Consider the following 16,659-nt stretch of genomic DNA (forward strand, 5'->3'; position numbering starts at 1 on the left):
GAGACGAGCATGGCCTATACCGGCGTAATGCCGTCCGCCCGCAGCCGCGCCATGGTGCGCGAGGCGCGCCACCTGCTGTTTACCGTGGCCCCCGGGGCGGTCTGGATCGTGATCTTCCTGGTGCTGCCCGGCGCCTACCTGATGGGCGTGGCCTTCATGACCAACGGCCCCTACGGGCTGCCGGAGATGCCGCTGTCGCTGGAGTCGTTCAAGCGCCTGGCGGGCTTCGGTTTCCTGGGCTGGAGCCCCGGCAACCTCTATACCCTGCTGCGCTCGCTGTGGCAGACGGCCGTCTCCACGGGCCTCGTGGTGCTGGTGGCCTACCCGATCGCCTACTACATCACCACCTGTCGTGAGAAGTGGCGGCCGATCATGCTGCTGCTGGTGGTGGTGCCGAGCTGGACCAATCAGGTGATCCGCACCTTCGGCTGGATGAACCTGCTGGCCCCCGGCACGCCGCTCTCCGGCCTGGCCGAGGGCCTGGGCCTGATCGCTCCCAACATGGGGCTCTATCCGTCGAGCTTCGCGGTCACCCTGGGCCTGGTCTACAACTTCCTGCCCTTCATGGTGCTGCCGCTCTACGCCGCTTTCGAGAAACTCGATACCGCCCAGGTGGAGGCCGCCCAGGACCTCTTCGCCTCGCCGGTGCGCGCCTTCTGGCATGCGGTCTTCCCGCAGACCCTGCCGGGGCTCCTGGCCGGCATCGTGCTGGTGGCGATTCCCGCCTTCGGCATGTACGTGATCCCCGAGCTGCTGGGCGGGGGCAAGGGCATGATGCTTGGCAACCTGGTGGCCACCCAGTTCTCGGGTGGTGCCAACTGGCCGCTCGGCGCGGCCGGCGCGATCCTGATGCTGATCGCCACCTTCATCGGGCTGTTCGCCATGCGTCGCATCGGCAAGCGCCTGGGTGGCGGCGAGGAGGTGGTAATATGAGAAAGCGAACCTTGCAGCGTGGCCTGACCGCCTTCTGGTGGTTCACCCTGGCGTTTCTCTACCTGCCGCTGGCGGTGGTGGTGCTGTTCTCCTTCAATGCCGCCAACAGCGCCGCCAGCTTCACCGGCGTCTCGCTGCGCTGGTATCACCAGCTGATGGGCAACGAAGAGATCCTCTCGGCCTTCGCCAACAGCCTGGTGCTGGCGATCACCTCCTCGGTGATGGCGCTCGGCATCGGCTGTCTGATCGGCTACGGCATGTATCGCCATCGTCACCGCAAGCTCGGCTGGCTGATCGTGCTGATCTACTTGCCCATCGTGCTGCCCGACATCGTCTTCGGCATCTCCGAGATGGCCTTCTTCGTGCAGATCCATCGCCTCACCGGGCTGCTGCAACCCGGGCTCGGCACGATGATCATCGCTCACGTGACCTTCCAGATCCCGTTCGTGGCGTTGATCGTCTACTCACGCTTCGTGGGCCTCGACCCGACGCTCTTCGAGGCCGCCAAGGACCTCTACGCCTCGCCGTTGAAGCGGGTCGTCCACTTCATGCTGCCGACCATAAAGCCTGCGTTGATCTCGGCGTTCTTCCTCTCCTTTACGCTGTCGGTGGATGACTTCGTGATCAGTTTCTTCACCGCCGGCCCCGAGAGCGCGACCCTGCCGATCTACATCTGGGGCGCCATCAAGAAGGGGGTATCTCCCGAGATCAACGCCATCGCCACGCTGATGATCGGTGCGGTGGCCATCGCCGCCATCATGAGCCTGCTGTTCAGCCGCCGCCGGCCCGCCTGAGCCGGCGCACCTTCCCGCGGGAAACGAGGAGAGTCGACATGACCAACAACAAGAACATCCTGGCCCTATCCCTGGGCGGCCTGCTGCTCGCCGGCAGCGTCCAGGCCCAGGAGAACAAGCTCTATCTGTTCAACTGGACCGAGTACATGGACCCCGAGATCATCGCAGCCTTCGAGGAGCGCTACGACGTCGAGGTGGTGCAGAACTACTTCAACTCGCTGCCCGAGATGTTCGCCAAGCTCAACGCCGGCGGGGTCTCCCAGTACGACATCATCGTGCCCTCCAACTACTACGTGCCGCGGCTGATCCAGACCGGCCTGGTGCAGAAGCTCGATACCTCGAAGCTCGACAACCTCGACAACGTCATGGAGCAGTTCCAGGACCCGGCCTATGGCCCCGGCGCCGAGTACACGGCCCCCTACCAGTGGGGGACCACCGGGCTCGTCTACAACACCGAGACCTTCCCGGACGCGCCCAAGAGCTGGTCGCTGATGTTCGACCCCGAGGTCAATCCCGAGCATCCCTTCGCGCTGATGGGCGACGGCCAGGTCAGCATGGGCGGCGCCTGCGCCTACCTGGGCCACGGCTACGACTGCACCGACATGAACGCCTGGAAGGAGGCGGCGCGGCTGCTCATCGAGACCAAGGGCCGGGAGACCTTCAGCGGCTTCACCGACGGCACCCCCGCCCTGCAGCAGCTGGCGCGCGGCGTGACCCACGTCGGGCTCTCCTACAACGGCGACTATCTGTTCTTCAAGGAGGAGGACCCCGACACCTTCGCCACCCTCGACTTCATGATTCCCGACGAGGGCGCCGAGATGTGGGTGGACTCGATGCTCATCCCCGCCGAGGCGCCCAACCCGGACATGGCGCACAAGTTCATCGACTTCATCCTCGAGGCCGAGGTCGGTGCCCAGCTCTCCAACTACAACTACTACGCCAGCCCCAATGCCGCCGCCACGCCCTATCTCGACGAGGTGCTGACGAAGCCCCCCGTCCAGCCGAGCGAGGCCGACATGGAGCGACTGCGTTTCACCCCGAGCCTCGAGGGCGATGCCCTGCAGACCTTCCAGCAGCTGTGGTCCGAGGTCCAGTCGCGCTGAGCGAAGGGTCCCCGGCATCGGGCCGGGGGCTCGCCATCCTGAGCAAGGAAGATCCCATGAGTAACCGACAGGAGCAGCCGCTCCTCAACGACTGGTTCCAGAACCACGGTATCACCGAGGTCGAGTGCCTTGTCTCCGACCTGACGGGCATCCTCAAGGGCAAGATCATGCCCGCCGCCAAGTACTTGAAGGGCGGTCGCCCGCGGCTGCCCGACTCGATCTTCATCCAGACCGTCACCGGCGGCTATCCCGATGACGAGGACATCCGCTTCTGGAACCCCGCCGAGCGCGACATGGAGCTGGTGCCCGATCCGAGCGCCATCTACCCGGTGCCCTGGGCCGAGGATCCCACCGCGCAGATCATCCACGACTGCTTCTACCTGACCGGCGAGCCGGTGGAGCTGGCGCCGCGCTACGTGCTCAAGCGCGTGCTGGATCTCTACGCGGCCCGCGGCTGGACGCCGGTGGTGGCGCCGGAGGTGGAGTTCTACCTGGTCAAGACCAACACCGACTCCGATTATCCCCTGGAGCCGCCGATCGGCCGCACCGGGCGCCAGGAGAGCAGCCGCCAGTCGTTCTCCATCGACGCGGTCAACGAGTTCGACCCGCTGTTCGAGGAGATGTATGACTACTGCGACGCCATGAACCTCGACCTGGATACACTGATCCACGAGGAGGGCGCCGGCCAGATGGAGGTCAACTTCCAGCACGGCGATCCGCTCGCCCTGGCCGACCAGGTGGTGATGTTCAAGCGCACCCTGCGCGAGACGGCGCTGCGCCACGGCATGTACGCCACCTTCATGGCCAAGCCCATGGCGGGTGAGCCGGGCAGCTCGATGCATATCCACCAGAGCCTGCTCGACAGCAAGGAGGGTCACAACGTCTTTGCCGACGAGGACGGGCAGCCCAGCCGCCTCTTCCACGCCTTCATCGGCGGTCAGCAACGCTACCTGCCCTCGGTGATGCCGCTGCTGGCCCCTAACGTCAACTCCTATCGCCGGTTGATGCGCACCGAGTCCAGCGGCTCGGCGCCGATCAACGTCGAGTGGGGCATGGACAACCGCACCGTGGGGCTGCGCGTACCGGTCTCCCCCCCCGAGGCGACCCGGGTGGAGAACCGCCTGGCCGGAGCCGATGCCAATCCCTACCTGGTGATGGCGGCTTCGCTGGCCTGCGGCTATCTGGGCATGCTGGGCCGGCTCGAGCCGCGGCCGCCGATGATCGGCTCCGCCTGGTCCGGCGGCAACAAGCTGCCCGACGACATCGGCCCGGCGCTGGACCTGCTCCACGATTGCCAGCCGCTAGCCGACATCCTCGGCGAGCGTTTCGTCAACAGTTACCTGGCGGTCAAGCGCGCCGAGCACCGCGCCTACTTCCAGGTCATCAGCTCCTGGGAACGCGAGCACCTGCTGCTGCGGGTCTAGGCGAGAGCACTCTGAGCAGATTCGCCGAGAACGCCGGGGCTTCCCCGGCGTTCTCGTGTGTTGATTATTTAATACCATAAAAATTGCCATTGCGGCTTTTATGCTCGTATCATGGCCAAAATGGTTGAATAAAACATCCACTCTGGAGGCTTTCATGAGCGACTCTCCCGCCACCGATCACGTGGCATCCTGGTACGCCGCCTCGGCCAATCCCGCCCCGGCGCGTCCGGCCCTCGAGGGTGAGATCGCGTGCGACGTGTGCGTGGTGGGCGCCGGCTTCACCGGTATCTCCGCGGCCCTGCACCTGGCCGAGCAGGGCCATCGGGTGGTGGTGCTGGAGGCGGCCCGAGTCGGCTTCGGCGCCTCCGGGCGTAACGGCGGCCAGATCGTCAACAGCTACAGCCGCGACATGGACGTGATCGAGGCGAAGTATGGCGAACAGACCGCGCGGGCGCTGGGCGACATGGCCTTCGAGGGCAACCGCATCATTCGCGAGCGCATCGCGCGCTACGGCATCGACTGCGACCTGCGCGACGGCAACCTCTTCGCCGCCTGCAACCAGAAGCAGCTCAAGGGGCTTGTCGAGCACAAGGCGCTCTGGGAGCGCTACGGCCACCGCGAGCTCGAGCTGCTGGAAGGGGAGGCGGTCAAGCGCGAGGTGACCTCCGAGCGCTACGTGGGTGCGCTGGTCGACCACTCCGGCGGCCACCTGCATCCGCTCAACCTGGTGCTGGGCCAGGCCGCCGCGGTGGAGTCCCTGGGCGGCGTGATCTATGAGCACACCCCGGTGACGGCCGTCGAGCACGGCCAGCCGGTACGCCTCTCTACGCCCCGCGGCGCGGTGCGTGCCGAGCGGGTGGTCATGGCCGGCAACGCTTACCATCAGGGCATTATGCCGGCGCTGGAGGGCAAGTCGATGCCCTGCGGCACCCAGATCATCACCACCGAGCCACTGGGCGAGGCGCGGGCCCGGGCGCTGCTGCCCAACGACCTCGCCGTCGAGGACTGCAACTACCTGCTCGACTACTACCGGCTGACCGCCGACCATCGCCTGATCTATGGCGGGGGCGTCAACTACGGCGGCCAGGATCCGGCCGACATCGAGGCGGTGATCCGTCCCAAGATGGAGAAGACCTTCCCGGGCCTCTCGGACGTGCGGGTCGACTATGCCTGGAGCGGCACCTTCCTGATGACGCTCAACCGGCTGCCGCAGTTCGGGGTGCTCAACGACAACGTCTACTACGCCCAGGGCTATTCCGGCCATGGCGTGACCTGCACCCACCTGGCCGGGCGCCTGATCGCCGAGGCGATGACCGGTCGCGAGGCACGCTTCGATGCCTTCGCCGACCTGCCGCACCTGCCGTTCCCCGGCGGGCGGATGCTGCGGGTGCCGCTCTCCGCCGTCGGTGCCTGGTACTACCAGGTGCGTGATCGCCTAGGCGTCTGAGCCGGGGCTGATCGAGAGGCATCGACGGCGCCGAGGGGCGCCGCTCACCGATCGACGTCGGCTGAGCGGGCGAGGCCGCTCAGGTGAACTTGCGAAAGAAATGGGTCATGTCGAACAGCTCGTCCAGGCGCTCGTAGCGCTCCCGCGCCTCGGGCCAGCGCTCCTCCTGGACGGCGGCGATCATGGTCTCCAGCAGCATCATGGTCGAGACGTTGGAATCCCATCCCGAGGGAATCTCGACCCAGCAGTGGAAGGTGAAGTCGGCCAGCGACGAGATCGGCGAGCCCCACTGATCGGTGAACAGCACGATGGCCACCCCGCGCTGCTTCACCATCTCCGCCAGGCGCAGCAGGTTGGTCTCGTAGCGCCGTATATCGAAGATCAGCAGGGTGTCGCCCGGTTGCATGTCGAGCACGTAGTGCGGCCAGGTGCCCGAGGACGAGGTCAGGTGGGTGACGCCGGGGCGCACCGCCTGGAAGTGCGTGAAGGCATAGTCGCCCAGCGCCTGGGTGATGCGCCCGCCGACGATGTAGAGGCGCCGCTCGGCATCGGCCAGCAGGCGGGTCGCCCCATCGAACCTCGCCGTCTCGATATGCGAGAAGGTCAGCTGCAGGTTGGTGGTGACCGCCTGGGCGAAACGGTTCAGCAGGTGGGTCTCCGGCGCCTCGGCCGACCAGTTGTCGCGTCGCTGCGTGGGCCCGACGCCCTTCGCCTCCAGCTCGCCCAACAGCGCCTTGTGAAACTCCGGATAGCCCTTGAATCCCAGCTTCTTGACCATCCGTGCCACGGTGGGAGAGGAGACCCCCGCATTGCTCGCCACGATGGTGATCGAGGCCAGCCCCGCCGCGGGATAGTTGTCGAGCAGCGCATCGGCGAACTTGCGCTCCGACGGCGTCAGCGCCGGATAGTGCTGGCGGATCAGTGCGCGCACGCTGGCGCTGGAATCGAGGTTCGTCAAGGCGCTTCCTTCCCGGTATGCCCTGCGGTTGCGCCTGCCACCAGGCAACGATGCGCGTGGCGAAGCAGCGTTGACACGGGCTCTGAAGAAATATTGACACACTGACTTTCACGCGTCTATATCTTTACAGGAGCGTGGAGGAGCCCAGATGTCAAGCGCAAGCGAAGCGTCCTACCCAAGCGTCGAGATCCACCATCGGCACGGCCAAGGCGCCGTGGTCATCCTGTGCGAGCATGCCTCGCATCACATCCCCGCCTGCTATCGGGCCCTCGGCCTCGCCCCCGCGCATCGGCGCAGTCACGCCGCCTGGGACCCCGGCGCCCGCGGCGTGGCCGTGTCGCTCTCCAAGCGGCTGGATGCCCCGCTGGTGGCGAGTCGCATCTCGCGGCTGGTCTATGACTGCAATCGTCCCCCCGAGGCGGAAAGCGCCATGCCGGCGCGCGTGGAGGTGATCGACGTGCCGGGCAATCGCGGCCTCGACGCGGCGCAGCGCGCCGCCCGGGTCGAGTCCGTCTACCGCCCCTTCTGCGACGCCGTGACGGAGGTGCTGGCCGAGCGGCGGGCGCGCGCCATTCCCACCGTGCTGATCACCATCCACAGCTTCACGCCGCGCTTTCACGGCGAGCGCCGCGAGGTCGAGATCGGCATCCTCCACGATGCCGACCGACGCCTGGCCGATGCGATGCTGGCCCAGGCACATCGCCTGGGCCAGCGGTGCATTCGGCGCAACGATCCCTACGGGCCCGAGGACGGCGTCACCCACTCCCTCGAGCTTCACGGCATCGGCCAGGGCCTTGCCAACGTGATGATCGAGGTGCGTAACGACCTGCTGACCACCCCCGAGGATCAGCGGGGTATCGCCGAGGAACTCTGTCGGCTGATCCATCCTGCGCTGGCCACCCTCGGTGTCGCATCGAGCCCCGGGGAGGGCGCGGCCGATGCCTAAGATCCTCCTGCGCTATATCGGCGCCATCGATGCCATGAACCGTGCCATCGGGCGCATGGCGATGTACCTGATCTTCGTGTTGATCGGCGTGCTGCTGTGGTCGTCGGCCTCCAAGGTGTTCCTGACGCCCTCGATGTGGACCCTGGAGACCGCGCAGTTCGTTATGGTGGCCTATTTCGTGCTGGGCGGCCCCTACTCGATCCAGCTGGGCTCCAACGTGCGCATGGATCTCTTCTACGGCGAGTGGAGCCCGAGGACCAAGGCCTGGGTCGATGCCATCACGGTGTTCTTCCTGCTCTTCTATCTCGGCGTGCTGCTCTATGGCGGGCTGGTATCGACGGCCTACTCCTTCGGCTACTTCGGCGATGAACCCTTTCGTTTCTTCCTCGACCTCATTGGCACCTTCGTGACCCAGGGGCCGTCGGCGGCGGGCGAGACGCTGGGCTTCCTGGAGCGCAGCCCGACGGCGTGGCGGCCGTGGCTGTGGCCGATCAAGTCCATTCTGTGCCTCGGGGTCTTCCTGATGATCCTTCAAGCCCTTGCCGAGTTCTTCCGGGATATCGGTCGCCTGCGCGGGGTGATCGACTGATGCCCTATGAGATGATCGCCATCGTGATGTTCGGCTCGATGATGCTGATGCTGTTCACCGGCCAGCGCGTGTTCGGCGCGATCGGCTTCGTCGGTGCCCTGGCGGGGGTGCTGCTGTGGGGCACCGGCGGGGTCGACATCCCGTTCTCCTCGGCGATGAAGCTGATGAAGTGGTACCCCCTGCTGACCCTGCCGATGTTCATCTTCATGGGCTACGTGCTCTCGGAGAGCCGCATCGCCGACGACCTCTACCGGATGTTCCACGTCTGGATGGGGCCGGTGCGGGGCGGGCTCGCCATCGGCACGATCGGGCTGATGGTGCTGATCTCGGCCATGAACGGGCTGTCGGTGGCCGGCATGGCCATCGGCGCCACCATCGCCCTGCCCGAGCTGCTGCGTCGCGGCTACGACAAGATCATGGTCACCGGCGTCATCCAGGCGGGGTCGAGCCTGGGGATCCTGGTGCCGCCCTCGGTGGTGCTGGTGCTCTACGCGATGATCGCCCGCCAGCCGGTGGGGCAGCTGTGGCTGGCCGGCGTGCTGCCGGGGCTGATGATGGCGATGCTCTTCATCATCTACATCTACGTGCGCTGTCGCCTGCAGCCGTCCCTGGGGCCCGCGCTGCCCGAGGCGGAGCGCGACGTCTCCTGGACCGAGAAGCTGCGCCTGCTGCGGGCGGGGCTGCTGCCGCTGGTGATCTTCGCGGTGATGATGGTGCCCTTCGTCAAGGGCTGGACCTCGCTGGTCGAGAGCTCGGCCGTCGGAGCGATGACCGCGCTGCTGGCCGCCACCCTCAAGGGGCGCATGACGCGTCGGGTGTTCGAGGTCTCGGTGCGACAGACCCTGGCCATCTCCTGCATGTTCATGTGGATCATCCTGGCGGCGCTGGCCTTCGGCGCCATCTTCGATGGCCTGGGCGCGGTCAAGGCCATCGAGGACCTGTTCACCGAGCGCCTGGGGCTCTCACCCTGGATGATCCTGATCCTGATGCAGCTCAGCTTCATCGTCATGGGCACCTTCCTCGACGACACCGCCATGCTGGTGATCGTGGCGCCGCTCTACGTGCCGCTGGTCGAGGCGATGGGCTTCGACCTGATCTGGTACGGCGTGCTCTACACCATCACCACCCAGATCGCCTACATGACGCCGCCGTTCGGCTACAACCTCTTCCTGATGCGCGCCATGGCACCGCCCCAGATCGGGCTGCGCGACATCTACCGGTCGATCCTGCCCTTCGTGCTGGTGATGACCTTCGCCCTCAGCCTGGTGATGCTCTTTCCGCAGATCGCCCTCTGGCTTCCGGGCTACATTTATGGGCACTGAGGCAGGGAAAGCGACGGCCGCCGTCGGCGACCCCAACGCCAGCCACAACAACAAGAGCCTCGACAGGGGCCGCATCCACGCACCATCCGGTATCACCACCAGGAGAGCGACACAATGACAACAAGACGCAAGTTTCTGATCACTGCCGCGGCCGGTGCGGCCATCGCACCACTGGCATCAAGGGTCATGGCCCAGTCGTCGTCCGAGCCCACCATCAAGTGGCGCATGCAGACCTATGCCGGCGCGGCCCTGGCCGAACACGTCGCCAAGCCGGCCATCGACCTGTTCAACCGCATCGCCGGGGATCGCATGCAGATCGAGCTCTACTATGCCGATCAGCTGGTACCGACGGGCGAGCTCTTCCGGGCGATGCAGCGGGGCACCATCGATGCCGTGCAGTCGGACGACGACTCCATGGCCTCGCCCACCGAGGTCACCGTCTTCGGCGGCTACTTCCCCTTCGGCTCGCGCTATAGCCTCGACGTGCCGGTGCTCTTCCACCAGTACGGGCTCAAGGAGATCTGGGAGGAGGAGTACGCCAAGGTCGGCGTCAAGCACGTCAGCGCCGGGGCCTGGGATCCGTGCCACTTCGTCACCAAGGAGCCGATCCGCAGCCTCCAGGACCTCGAGGGCAAGCGCATCTTCACCTTCCCCACCGCGGGGCGCTTCCTATCGCAGTTCGGTGTGGTGCCGGTGACCCTGCCCTGGGAGGACATCGAGGTGGCCGTGCAGACCGGTGAGCTCGACGGCATCGCCTGGTCGGGCATCACCGAGGACTACACGGTGGGCTGGGCCGACGTCACCAACTACTTCCTGACCAACAACATCTCGGGCGCCTGGATCGGCCACTTCTTCGTCAACATGGAGCGCTGGAACGAGCTGCCGGAGGACCTCAAACTGCTGTTCGAGGTGTGCTGCGAACAGTCCCACTACTATCGCCAGCACTGGTACTGGGGCGGCGAGGCCCGGCTGCGCGTGCACGGCGAGAAGCTCGAGCTGACCACGATCCCCGATGCCGAGTGGGACCAAGTGGAGGAGGCGGCCCAGGAGTTCTGGGACGAGATCGCCGCGCAATCCGAGACCAAGGCTCGGGTGGTCGAGATCTTCAAGCAGTACAACGCCGACATGCGCAAGGCCGGCCGCCCCTATCGCTACGGCGAGGCGTGAGTCGCTCCCATGCTCCGGCCGCGGTCGGGGCATGCCATTCAGGGAGGGGGCCCGACCGAGCGCGGGCCCTGTGGTGGTGATCAGTGAGGAAGTTCGGACATGACCAATGCGCAGGCTATGGACGCCCTCGAGGCCCTGAGGGGCCAGGTGGAGAGTGGCGAGGTCGACACTGTGCTCGTGTGCATCGTCGACATGCAGGGAAGGCTGATGGGCAAGCGGCTCCACGCGCGTCACTTCGTGGAGCACGGCTGGGAGGAGACGCACTGCTGCAACTACCTGCTGGCCACCGACCTCGAGATGGAAACCCCCGACGGCTACGCCAGCACCTCCTGGCGGGCGGGGTACGGCGACTACATCATGAAACCGGACCTGGCCACGCTGCGGCCCGTGCCCTGGCTCGAGGGCACGGTCATGACGCTCTGCGACGTGCTGGACCATCATACCCATGAGCCGGTGGCTCACGCGCCGCGCGCCATCCTCAAACATCAACTCGAGCGGCTCGAGCGGATGGGGTTCGAGGCGATCATGGCCACCGAACTGGAGTTCTTCCTGTTCGAGAAGCCCCTCGACGAGATCCGCAAGGAGGGGTTTCGCGACCTGCAGCCGATCAGCGGCTACAACGAGGACTACCACCTCTTCCAGACCACCAAGGAAGAGCACGTGCTGCGTCCGCTGCGCAATCACCTCTATGCGGCGGGGATCCCCGTAGAGGGCACCAAGGGGGAGGCCGGGTCGGGACAGGAGGAGCTCAACATCCGCTACGCCGAGGCCCTCGATACCGCGGATTACCACACCATCGCCAAGCACGCGACCAAGGAGATCGCCTGGCAGCAGGGGCGCGCAGTGACCTTCCTGCCGAAGTGGCACCACGACCATTCCGGCAGCTCCACCCATATTCACCAGTCGCTGTGGCAGCAGGGCGTGCCTGCTTTCTTCGACGACGGCGCGGCGCGGGGCATGTCGGCGCTGATGCAGCACTACCTGGCCGGGCTGTTGAAGTACGCGCCCGACTTCACCTACTTCCTGGCGCCCTACATCAACAGCTACAAGCGCTTCCAGAAGGGCTCCTTCGCTCCCACGCGCACGGTCTGGTCGGTGGACAATCGCACCGCAGGCTTTCGCCTCTGCGCGGAGGGCTCCCGGGCGGTGCGCATCGAGTGTCGCATCGGCGGCTCGGATCTCAATCCCTACCTCGCCATGGCCGGACAGCTGGCCGCCGGCATCAAGGGTATCGAGGAGCGACTGCCGCTGCCCCCGCCCGCCGAGGGCGATACCTACGAGGGGGAATCGGGGTTGATTCCGCAGACCCTGCGCGATGCCCGGGACGCCCTCGCCGCGTCGACCATGCTGCGTGAGGCCATGGGCGACGAGGTGATCGATCACTATGCCCGGGCCGCCGAGGTGGAGCTGGAAGACTTCGCCCGCGTGGTCACCGACTACGAGGTGGCGCGCGGCTTCGAGCGCTCATGATGCGGCGGCGAGCAGGTACCAACAGGAGAGGACGATGGGTCATACGCTGAGATGTATCTCGCCGATCGACGGGTCGGTATTTGCCGAGCGCGACGCGCTCTCGAGCGAGGCCGCCCGAGAGGCGGCCGACCGGGCGCGCGCGGCGCAGCCCGACTGGGCCGCTAGGCCCCTCAAGGAGCGCATCGACCTGGTGCGGGCCGGCATCGCCGCGCTGGGGGCGATGAACGACGAGGTGGTGCCGGAGCTGGCGCGGATGATGGGCCGCCCGGTGCGCTACGGCGGCGAGTTCGGCGGCGTCGAGGAGCGCGGTGGCCACATGGCGGCCATCGCCGAAGAGGCGCTGGCCGATATCGCGGTCGGCGAGGACGCCGCGGTCAAGCGCTACATCAAGCGCCTTCCCCACGGCGTGGTGCTGGTGGTAGCGCCCTGGAACTACCCCTACATGACAGCGATCAACAGCGTGGCGCCGGCGCTGATCGCCGGCAACAGCGTGCTGCTCAAGCACGCCACCCAGACCCTGCTGGTCGGCGAGCGCATGGCGCGCGCCTTCGCCTCGGCCGGCGTGCCCGAGGCGGTGTTCCAGAACGTCTTCCTGGACCATGACACCACCTCACGGCTGATCGCCGAGCGCGCCTTCGACTTCGTCAACTTCACCGGCTCCGTGGGCGGCGGGCGTGCCATGGAGCAGGCGGCGGCCGGCACCTTCACCGGGCTGGGCCTGGAGCTTGGCGGCAAGGATCCGGGCTATGTCATGGAGGATGCCGACCTCGAGGCCGCCGTCGCGACCCTGATCGATGCCGCGATGTTCAACTCTGGGCAGTGCTGCTGTGGTATCGAGCGGATCTACGTGCACGAGCGCCTTTATGACGCCTTCGTCGCGCGGGCCGTGGCGATGGTCGAGGCCTACACTCTGGGCGATCCGCTGGACGCCACGACGGATATCGGGCCGATGGCCAACATCCGCGTCGCCCGGGAGGTGCGGGCCCAGATCGACGAGGCCCTGGCCGCCGGGGCGAGGGCCCATATCGCTCGCAAGCCCGCCGACGACGGCGGCGCCTACCTGACCCCGCAGATCCTCACCGAGGTGACCCACGACATGCGCGTGATGCGCGATGAGAGCTTCGGTCCGGTGGTCGGCATCATGCGGGTGAGCGGCGACGAGGAGGCGATCCGGCTGATGAACGACAGCCGCTTCGGCCTGACGGCGAGCCTCTGGACCGCCGATATCGAGCGTGCCCAGCGCGTCGGCGACCGAATCGAGACCGGCACCGTGTTCATGAATCGCGCCGACTATCTAGACCCGGGCCTGTGCTGGAACGGCTGCAAGGAGACGGGGCGCGGCGGCAGCCTCTCGGTGATCGGCTATCACAACCTCACGCGGCCCAAGTCCTACTATTTAAAGAAAACAACAAGTTAAAGAAAACAACAAGTTAAAGAAAACAACAACCTGCTGAAGAAGGTGACGACATGACGCTGACCGGCAACTGGACCTATCCCACCGCCATCCGCTTCGGCGCGGGGCGGCTCAAGGAGCTGCCCGAGGCCTGTGCCGAGGCGGGCATCTCGCGGCCGCTGCTGGTGACCGATCGGGGCCTGGCCGACCTGCCGATCACCGCCGCCGCGCTCGACATCCTCGAGGCCGCGGGCCTGGGCCGGGGGCTTTTCGCCGAGGTCGACCCCAACCCGAACGAGCAGAACCTGGCGGCGGGTGTCGCGGCCTTCCGGGCGGGCGGCCATGACGGGGTGATCGCCTTCGGCGGCGGTTCGGGGCTGGATCTCGGCAAGATGGTGGCCTTCATGTCCGGCCAGACGCGCCCGGTGTGGGACTTCGAGGATATCAGCGACTGGTGGACCCGGGCCGATGCCGAGGCGATCGCCCCAATCGTGGCGGTGCCCACCACCGCCGGGACCGGCTCGGAGGTGGGGCGGGCCAGCGTCATCACCAACTCCGACACCCACGAGAAGAAGATCATCTTCCACCCCCGGGTGCTGCCCAGGGTAGTGCTCTGCGATCCCGAGCTGACGGCGGGCATGCCCCGGGCGATCACCGCCGGTACCGGGCTCGATGCCTTCGCCCACTGCGTCGAGGCCTTCTCGAGCCCGCACTACCATCCGATGAGCCAGGGCATCGCCCTGGAGGGCATGCGGCTGGTCAAGGAGTACCTGCCGCGCGCCTACGCCGACGGTGCCGACCTCGAGGCGCGTGCGCACATGATGAGCGCGGCGATGATGGGCTCCACCGCCTTCCAGAAGGGGCTGGGGGCCATCCATGCGATGAGTCACCCCATCGGGGCGGTGTTCAACGCCCATCACGGCACCACCAACGCAATCTGCATGCCGGCGGTGCTCGCCTTCAACGCCGAGGCGATCCGCGAGCGTTTCGACAGCGCGGCCGCCTACCTGGGCATCGAGGGGGGCTTCGAGGGGTTCCGGGCCTTCGTGCAGGAACTCAACGACCGCATGGGCATCCCGCGCACCCTCGCCGAGATCGGCGCCACCCCCGAGCGCATCGACGAGCTGGCCGAGATGGCCATCCAGGATCCCAGCTGCGGTGGCAACCCGGTGGCGCTGACCGTCGAGGACCTCAGGTCGCTGTTCCACCGCTGTATGTGATCACCGGGAGGCGGGCGTCCGCCTCCCGGTTCTGTGCCCGGAACAGCCGCTCGGCACGGCCGCTCAGATCCGTCGCTCAGAACAGCCCGGTGATCTCGCCGTGGTCATCGATGTCGAGGTGCGCGGCGGCCGGGTCGCGGCCGAGGCCCGGCATGGTGCGCATGTCGCCGCACAGCGCATAGACGAAGCCCGCGCCGGCGGAGAGGCGCACCTCGCGCACCGGCAGGGTCCAGCCGGTGGGGGCGCCGCGCAGGGTCGGGTCCGACGACAGCGACAGGTGAGTCTTGGCGATGCACACCGGCAGATGGCCCTGGGCCTGCTGCTGGTAGAGGTCGAGCTGGCGGCGGGCCTCGGGGCTGAAGGTGACATCGGCGGCGCCGTAGAGGCGGGTGGCGATGCGCTCGATCTTGGCGTCCAGGGGCATCTCGTCGGGATAGAGCAGGCGAAAGTCGCTGCCCTGTTCGGCGGCCTCCTCCACGGCCTGGGCCAGCTCCAGCGCGCCGATGCCCCCGTCGCGCACGTGGGTCGAGACGGCGGCCCGCACCCCGGCGGCCTCGGCGATGTCGCGAATCGCGGCGTGCTCGCTGGCATGGTCGGAGGGGAAGGCGTTGATCGCCACCACCGGGGTGACGCCGTGGGCGCGCAGGTTGTCGATCTGCTTGACGAGGTTGGCGCCGCCCGCATGCACGTCCTCGGGGCTCTCCGCCAGCATCGCCGTGGGCAGCGGCCGGCCGGGCGTCACGGCGTAGCGCCCGGAGTGGAACTTCAGGGCCCGCACCGTGACTACCAGCACCGCGGCATCCGGCGTCATGCCCGAGGCCCGGCACTTGATGTTGAAGAAGCGCTCCGCCCCCATGTCGGCCCCGAAGCCCGCCTCGGTGACGAGATAGTCGCCGCCGTGCAGGCCGATGCGATCGGCGACGATCGAGGAGTTGCCATGGGCGATGTTGCCGAACGGGCCGGCATGGATCAGCGCCGGCGCATGCTCGAGGGTCTGTAGCAGGTTGGGCTTGATCGCCTCCTTGAGCAGCGCGGTCATGGCCCCCGCCGCGCCGATCGCCTCGGCCGTGACCGGCTCCCCGTCGTAAGTCGTGCCGACCCGGATCCGCCCCAGGCGGCGCCTCAGGTCCTGGAGCGATGTCGCCAGGGCGAGTATCGCCATGACCTCGGAGGCCGCGGTGATTTCGAAGCCGCCCTGGCGGGGGATGCCGTCGGCGGGCGGGCCGAGTCCGGTGACGATATGGCGCAGCGCGCGGTCGTTGATGTCCATCACCCGCGGCCAGGTGACGGTCTGTGGGTTCAGGTCGCTGCCCAGGCGATGATAGAGATGGTTGTCGATCATCGCCGCCAGCAGGTTGTGGGCGGCGGAGACCGCGTGGATGTCGCCGGTCAGGTGCAGGTTGATGCGCTCCATGGGCACCACCTGGCTGTAGCCCCCGCCGGCGGCGCCGCCCTTGATGCCAAGCGTGGGACCCAGCGAGGGCTGGCGCAGGGTGACGGTGGCGCCGTGGCCGAGCTGCTGGAGGCCCTGGACGAGGCCGATGGCGGTGGTGGTCTTGCCCTCGCCGAGGGGCGTGGGAGTGATCGCCGAGACCACCACATAGCGTGCCCGGGGGCGCTCGGCCAGCGCGTCGGCGGCGGCGAGGTCCAGCTTGGCGATGCCCCGCCCATAGGGCTCCACCGCCTCGCCGGGCACGCCGAGGCGGTGGGCGATCTCCTCGATGGGCCACAGTCGGGCGTCCCGGGCGATCGCCAGGTTGCTGGGAGGGCAGGCTCGCGCCTGGCCGAGGTCGTGCGGTTGGCTCGTCATCGCCGCGTCTCCTGGGTCATCCACCTGGGTCATCCACCGGGGCGTCGATAGCCTCAGTCGTCGATAGCCACAGTATTCGCGCC

14 protein-coding genes are annotated in these 16,659 nt (G+C 67.2%); 12 read left to right on the plus strand and 2 right to left on the minus strand.

What is annotated here, in order from left to right; all coding sequences use genetic code 11:
• Nucleotides 1-9 precede the first annotated feature (9 nt).
• From FEI13_RS15925 to FEI13_RS15945, 5 genes are all read left to right on the plus strand, one after another.
• On the plus strand, nt 10-933 hold the full coding sequence (locus FEI13_RS15925; RefSeq protein WP_138182502.1) for an ABC transporter permease: 924 nt from the start codon (nt 10-12) through the stop codon (nt 931-933).
• Entirely contained in the window at nt 930-1,727 is a 798-nt protein-coding gene (locus FEI13_RS15930) for an ABC transporter permease (protein ID WP_138182503.1), read from the plus strand. Before FEI13_RS15925 ends, FEI13_RS15930 begins: the two co-directional genes overlap by 4 nt.
• Before the next feature lie 38 nt (nt 1,728-1,765).
• A complete protein-coding gene (locus tag FEI13_RS15935; RefSeq protein ID WP_138182504.1) occupies nt 1,766-2,830 on the plus strand; it encodes an ABC transporter substrate-binding protein in 1,065 nt (354 codons plus the stop codon).
• Nucleotides 2,831-2,886: 56 nt separating this feature from the next.
• A complete protein-coding gene (locus tag FEI13_RS15940; RefSeq protein ID WP_138182505.1) occupies nt 2,887-4,254 on the plus strand; it encodes a glutamine synthetase family protein in 1,368 nt (455 codons plus the stop codon).
• Between the two features lie 154 nt (nt 4,255-4,408).
• Nucleotides 4,409-5,701, plus strand: coding sequence for an NAD(P)/FAD-dependent oxidoreductase (locus tag FEI13_RS15945; RefSeq protein WP_138182506.1), 1,293 nt, complete (start codon nt 4,409-4,411; stop codon nt 5,699-5,701).
• A gap of 79 nt (nt 5,702-5,780) precedes the next feature.
• Here the strand turns inward: FEI13_RS15945 and FEI13_RS15950 are convergent, their stop codons facing one another.
• Complete coding sequence (locus FEI13_RS15950; RefSeq protein WP_138182507.1) at nt 5,781-6,659, minus strand: MurR/RpiR family transcriptional regulator; 879 nt, start codon at nt 6,657-6,659, stop codon at nt 5,781-5,783.
• 148 nt (nt 6,660-6,807) lie between these two features.
• On the opposite strand from FEI13_RS15950, the gene FEI13_RS15955 reads away from it, so the two are divergent.
• From FEI13_RS15955 to FEI13_RS15985, 7 genes are all read left to right on the plus strand, one after another.
• Complete coding sequence (locus FEI13_RS15955) at nt 6,808-7,605, plus strand: N-formylglutamate amidohydrolase (RefSeq protein WP_138182508.1); 798 nt, start codon at nt 6,808-6,810, stop codon at nt 7,603-7,605.
• Nucleotides 7,598-8,194 (plus strand): TRAP transporter small permease subunit, encoded by a 597-nt coding sequence (locus tag FEI13_RS15960; RefSeq protein WP_138182509.1) that lies wholly within the window; start codon nt 7,598-7,600, stop codon nt 8,192-8,194. The genes FEI13_RS15955 and FEI13_RS15960 overlap by 8 nt, the downstream gene beginning before the upstream one ends.
• Entirely contained in the window at nt 8,194-9,516 is a 1,323-nt protein-coding gene (locus tag FEI13_RS15965; protein ID WP_138182510.1) for a TRAP transporter large permease, read from the plus strand. Before FEI13_RS15960 ends, FEI13_RS15965 begins: the two co-directional genes overlap by 1 nt.
• A 114-nt stretch (nt 9,517-9,630) precedes the next feature.
• Nucleotides 9,631-10,683: a TRAP transporter substrate-binding protein gene (locus tag FEI13_RS15970; protein ID WP_138182511.1), complete on the plus strand. Its 1,053-nt coding sequence runs from the start codon at nt 9,631-9,633 to the stop codon at nt 10,681-10,683.
• A 99-nt stretch (nt 10,684-10,782) separates the two neighbouring features.
• Nucleotides 10,783-12,153, plus strand: coding sequence for a glutamine synthetase family protein (locus tag FEI13_RS15975; RefSeq protein ID WP_204758407.1), 1,371 nt, complete (start codon nt 10,783-10,785; stop codon nt 12,151-12,153).
• Between the two features lie 34 nt (nt 12,154-12,187).
• On the plus strand, nt 12,188-13,570 hold the full coding sequence (locus FEI13_RS15980) for an aldehyde dehydrogenase family protein (RefSeq protein ID WP_138182512.1): 1,383 nt from the start codon (nt 12,188-12,190) through the stop codon (nt 13,568-13,570).
• Between the two features lie 50 nt (nt 13,571-13,620).
• The gene (locus FEI13_RS15985; RefSeq protein WP_138182513.1) at nt 13,621-14,766 is read left to right on the plus strand and encodes an iron-containing alcohol dehydrogenase; all 1,146 of its coding nucleotides are present in this window, start codon (nt 13,621-13,623) and stop codon (nt 14,764-14,766) included.
• A gap of 76 nt (nt 14,767-14,842) precedes the next feature.
• Here FEI13_RS15985 and FEI13_RS15990 read toward each other — a convergent pair whose 3' ends face one another.
• On the minus strand, nt 14,843-16,576 hold the full coding sequence (locus FEI13_RS15990; RefSeq protein ID WP_138182514.1) for a formate--tetrahydrofolate ligase: 1,734 nt from the start codon (nt 16,574-16,576) through the stop codon (nt 14,843-14,845).
• Nucleotides 16,577-16,659: the final 83 nt, after the last annotated feature.

The sequence above is a fragment of the Halomonas urmiana genome, from assembly GCF_005780185.1.
In the GTDB taxonomy this organism is placed as follows: Bacteria; Pseudomonadota; Gammaproteobacteria; order Pseudomonadales; family Halomonadaceae; genus Halomonas; species Halomonas urmiana.

Excerpts from the sequence above, each read along its gene's own strand:
- FEI13_RS15925 (WP_138182502.1), top strand. The coding sequence starts at position 10 with ATGGCCTATACCGGCGTAATGCCGTCCGCCCGCAGCCGCGCCATGGTG.
- FEI13_RS15930 (WP_138182503.1), top strand. The coding sequence starts at position 930 with ATGAGAAAGCGAACCTTGCAGCGTGGCCTGACCGCCTTCTGGTGGTTC.
- FEI13_RS15935 (WP_138182504.1), top strand. The coding sequence starts at position 1,766 with ATGACCAACAACAAGAACATCCTGGCCCTATCCCTGGGCGGCCTGCTG.
- FEI13_RS15940 (WP_138182505.1), top strand. The coding sequence starts at position 2,887 with ATGAGTAACCGACAGGAGCAGCCGCTCCTCAACGACTGGTTCCAGAAC.
- FEI13_RS15945 (WP_138182506.1), top strand. The coding sequence starts at position 4,409 with ATGAGCGACTCTCCCGCCACCGATCACGTGGCATCCTGGTACGCCGCC.
- FEI13_RS15955 (WP_138182508.1), top strand. The coding sequence starts at position 6,808 with ATGTCAAGCGCAAGCGAAGCGTCCTACCCAAGCGTCGAGATCCACCAT.
- FEI13_RS15960 (WP_138182509.1), top strand. The coding sequence starts at position 7,598 with ATGCCTAAGATCCTCCTGCGCTATATCGGCGCCATCGATGCCATGAAC.
- FEI13_RS15965 (WP_138182510.1), top strand. The coding sequence starts at position 8,194 with ATGCCCTATGAGATGATCGCCATCGTGATGTTCGGCTCGATGATGCTG.
- FEI13_RS15970 (WP_138182511.1), top strand. The coding sequence starts at position 9,631 with ATGACAACAAGACGCAAGTTTCTGATCACTGCCGCGGCCGGTGCGGCC.
- FEI13_RS15975 (WP_204758407.1), top strand. The coding sequence starts at position 10,783 with ATGACCAATGCGCAGGCTATGGACGCCCTCGAGGCCCTGAGGGGCCAG.
- FEI13_RS15980 (WP_138182512.1), top strand. The coding sequence starts at position 12,188 with ATGGGTCATACGCTGAGATGTATCTCGCCGATCGACGGGTCGGTATTT.
- FEI13_RS15985 (WP_138182513.1), top strand. The coding sequence starts at position 13,621 with ATGACGCTGACCGGCAACTGGACCTATCCCACCGCCATCCGCTTCGGC.
- FEI13_RS15990 (WP_138182514.1), bottom strand. The coding sequence starts at position 16,576 with ATGACGAGCCAACCGCACGACCTCGGCCAGGCGCGAGCCTGCCCTCCC.